We start from the raw sequence: 4,002 nt of genomic DNA on the forward strand, positions 1-4,002 counted from the left end.
GTGGAAGGCACCATCTACACCTACAACCAAGGGCCTGTACTCGGAGCGCTGCTGGAACTTGGCGGCGAAGCAAACCTGGCCCGGGCCGCAGACGTCATCGGGGCCGTGGCCCGGCACCTGACAGTGCCTGCCCCGGTTCCCGGCGCTGCCCCTGATGCGGCGTCCCCCGCCGCGCCCGCGCGGGTCCTGCGGTGCGATGGAACGGGCGACGGCGGACTCTTCACCGGGATCCTCTGCCGTTACCTGGCACTCGCCGCCCTCGATGACCGGCTTCCCGCGTCCGCCCGGTCCACTGCCGCGGAACTCGTACTGGCCACGGCCGAAGCGTTCTGGGCCGGCCGGCGGCCGGAACACGCCACCCCGGGCCAGGGCAACGTGATCTTCTCCATCCACGCCACGCAACCGGCCGGGGCGACCTATCCCCCGGGGGCCGCCGTCGAACTTTCCACCCAGCTGCAGGCCTGGATGGTCCTGGAGGCCGCCGCGACTCTTCCGCCACAAGGCGCCGGGTAATTAAGTCACGCAACAGTTACGTAATTGATGTGATCCTGATCACTTCTGGCGGATCGGGCTTGGTACCTTAGGTATGGCTAACCTACAGTTTCTCGAGTGAGCCAGCCCCCTTCCCGGCTTACCCGGACCATCGGTCCACAACACTTTTTCCCCAGAAAGTAGCCTCAATGAAGATCCGCAACAGCGCCCTGGCCGGTATCGCACTCGCCGCCACCGCAGCCCTGGGACTGACCGCCTGTGGCGGCAGCACCTCCCCGGCAGCCACCACCGCACCCTCCGCCTCGGCTGACGCCAAGGTCTCCGGTGAGATCACGGTGTACAACGCCCAGCACGAAAGCCTGACCAAGGAATGGATCGACGCCTTCACGGCTGAGACCGGCGTCAAGGTGACCATGCGCCAGGGTTCGGACACGGAGCTGTCCAACCAGATTGTCCAGGAGGGCGCAGCATCCCCGGCTGATGTCTTCCTCACCGAAAACTCGCCCGCCATGGCGCAGGTTGAAAACGCGGGCCTCTTCGCCGATGTCGATGCAGCCACCGTGGAGCAGGTTCCGGAAGAGTACCGTCCCAGCACCAACAAGTGGACCGGCATCGCCGCCCGCTCCACTGTCCTGGTGTACGACAAAGCCAAGCTGACCGAAGACCAGCTGCCGAAGTCCATGCTGGACCTCGCCAACCCTGAGTGGAAGGGCAAGTGGGCCGCATCCCCGTCGGGTGCTGACTTCCAGGCCATCGTTGCCGCCCTGGTCGAGCTCAAGGGCGAGGCCGCAGCCGACGAGTGGCTCACGGGCATGAAGGAAAACTTCAAGGCCTACAAGGGCAACAGCACTGCCATGAAGGCAGTCAACGCCGGTGAAGTCGACGCCGCCCTGATCTACCACTACTACTACTACGGTGACCAGGCCAAGACCGGCGAGAACTCCAAGAACGTCACCCCGTACTACTTCAAGAACCAGGACCCGGGCGCATTTGTGTCCGTTTCCGGCGGCGGCGTGCTGAAAACCGCAAAGAACGCGGCAGCTGCCCAGGCCTTCCTGAAGTTCGTCACCGGCAAGAAGGGCCAGGAAGTGCTGCAGAAGGGCACCTCCTTCGAGTACGCCATCGCCTCTGACGTACCGGCGAACGAGAAGCTTGTCCCGCTGGCTGATCTCCAGGCCCCCACAGTGGACCCGGCGAAGCTGAACTCCACCAAGGTCACCGAGCTCATGACCAAGGCAGGACTGCTGTAATTCTGTGACCACTGATCTATCGGCTCCCCCTTCCACGGGGAGCACGACGACGGCGGGCCGGGGCAAAAGCCCCCGCCCGCCTTTCGGCGTTTCCGTCGTGTCCATCCTGGCGGTGCTGATCGCACTGTTTTCCCTCGTTCCGCTGGGCTACGTCGTCTACATGACGGCAGTGACCGGGTGGGACACCGCCGTCGGACTGATCTTCCGGCCGCGCGTCGGGGAGCTCCTGCTTAACACCGTGCTGCTGATGCTGGTGACTGTGCCGCTGTGCCTTGTCCTGGGTGTCGGCGGTGCCTGGCTGGTGGAACGCACCAAGCTGCGCGGCCACAAAATCTGGGCCGTGCTGCTGGCGGCGCCGCTGGCCATCCCCGCGTTTGTGAACAGCTACGCCTGGGTTTCGGCCATTCCGTCGCTGGAGGGGCTCGGCTCCGGCGTCCTGATCGCCAGCCTCTCCTACTTCCCGCTCGTGTACATTCCGGCGGCCGCAACACTCAGCCGCCTGGACCCTGCGATCGAACAGTCCGCCGCCGCGCTGGGGCTCGGCGCCTGGCGGGTCTTTTTCAGGGTGGTCCTGCCGCAGCTGCGCATCGCCATGACCGGCGGCGCGCTCCTGGTGGGCCTTCACCTGCTCGCCGAATACGGCGCCTTTGCCATGATCCGCTTTGACACCTTCACCACCGCGATCATGGTGCAGTACCAGTCCACCTTCAACGGAACCGCCGGAAACATGCTGGCGAGCGTCCTGGTGTTCTTCTGCCTGATCCTGCTGGTGGTGGAGTCCCGCGGCCGCGGAACGGCACGCTACGCCCGGGTGGGCTCCGGTGCCCAGGCCAAGGCACTGCGGCTGCCGCTGCACGCATACCAGGTTCCCGCCCAACTGGCGCTGCTTGCGCTGACGGCCCTGGCGTTCGGGCTCCCGCTGTTCTTCGTCCTCCGCTGGATCGCCGCCGGCGGCCCGGCCATCTGGGCGGCGGACGAGTTCCTGCCGGCCCTCCTGACCACGCTGGGCTACGGCCTGGCCGGCGCCGCGGTGACCACTGTCGTCGCGTTCCCGATGGCCTACCTGGCCGTCCGGCACCCCGGCTGGTTCAGCAAGACTTTGGAGCTTTCGAACTACGTCACCAGTTCCCTGCCCGGGATCGTGGTGGGCCTCGCCTTCGTGACGGTCAGCATCCGGCTGGTGCCCGGCGTCTACCAGAGCGCGGGCCTGCTCGTGGCCGCCTACGTCCTGCTGTTCCTGCCGAGGGCGCTGGTCAACCTCCGCGCAGGCCTGGCCCAGGCCCCCAAGGAACTGGACGAGGCCGCCCAGGCCCTGGGCAAACCGCCGCTGCTCTCGTTCATCCGGGTGACCTTGCGGCTCACGGCTCCGGCCGCCGCCGGCGGAGCCGCCCTGGTGTTCCTCGCGATCGCCAACGAGCTCACCGCCACCTTGCTCCTCTCCCCCAACGGGACCCGGACGCTCGCCACCGAATTCTGGTCCAAGAGCAGCGAGATCGATTACGCCGGAGCGGCACCGTACGCCCTGCTGATGATCCTGCTCTCGGCCCCCATGACCTACCTGCTCTTCCAGCAGTCCAAGAAAGCGGCCGGACAGTGACCGAACAATCCCCCTCCAGGCTTCCCGAACCCCGGATCGCGGCATCGGTGGCACCAAGCACCAACAGCCACCTGACCATCACCGATGTCACCAAGAACTTCGGCTCCCAGGCCGTCCTCAAAGGCGTCAACCTGTCCGTGGCCAAGGGCAGCACCACCGCCATCGTGGGACCATCCGGCTCCGGCAAAACCACCCTCCTGCGGCTGATCGCCGGCTTCGAACACCCGGCCACAGGCAGCATTTCGCTCAACGGCGCCAAGGTCGCAGGCGACGGCGTCTGGCTGCCCGCCCACAAACGCCACATCGGATACGTGGCCCAGGACGGCGCCCTGTTCCCGCACCTGAGCGTGGGCCAGAACATCGCGTTCGGCCTGGATGCGCGGAAACTTCCCGGTGGCCGCAGCGCCGTGCAGGCGCGGATCAGCGAACTCCTGGCGATGGTTTCCCTGGACGAGGGCATGAGCCGGCGGCGGCCGCACCAACTCTCCGGCGGGCAGCAGCAGCGTGTGGCCCTGGCCCGCGCGCTGGCCCGCGAACCCGAACTGATGCTGCTGGATGAGCCGTTCTCAGCCCTGGACGCAGGCCTCCGCGTGGCCACAAGGCGCGCCGTGGCCAAGGTCCTGGCCGAGGCCGGCGTCACCACCATCCTGGTCACCCACGACC

General features: G+C 66.8%; 3 protein-coding genes and 1 pseudogene. All 4 read left to right on the plus strand.

Features of this window, described 5'->3' with window-relative positions; genetic code table 11:
• A pseudogene (locus DBR22_RS20605) lies at window positions 1–513 on the plus strand (glycoside hydrolase family 76 protein); the annotation flags it as partial.
• A gap of 167 nt (window positions 514–680) precedes the next feature.
• On the plus strand, window positions 681–1,742 hold the full coding sequence (locus DBR22_RS20610; protein ID WP_108600525.1) for an iron ABC transporter substrate-binding protein: 1,062 nt from the start codon (window positions 681–683) through the stop codon (window positions 1,740–1,742).
• A 4-nt stretch (window positions 1,743–1,746) separates the two neighbouring features.
• Window positions 1,747–3,339 carry an ABC transporter permease gene (locus DBR22_RS20615; RefSeq protein ID WP_181365269.1) on the plus strand — a complete coding sequence of 531 codons (1,593 nt, stop codon included), beginning with the start codon at window positions 1,747–1,749 and terminating at the stop codon, window positions 3,337–3,339.
• Window positions 3,336–4,002: ABC transporter ATP-binding protein (locus DBR22_RS24895; protein WP_258229351.1), on the plus strand; the 667-nt coding region annotated here is incomplete at its 3' end. The genes DBR22_RS20615 and DBR22_RS24895, both read left to right, overlap by 4 nt.

This window comes from Arthrobacter sp. HMWF013, from assembly GCF_003061105.1.
In the GTDB taxonomy this organism is placed as follows: Bacteria; Actinomycetota; Actinomycetes; order Actinomycetales; family Micrococcaceae; genus Arthrobacter.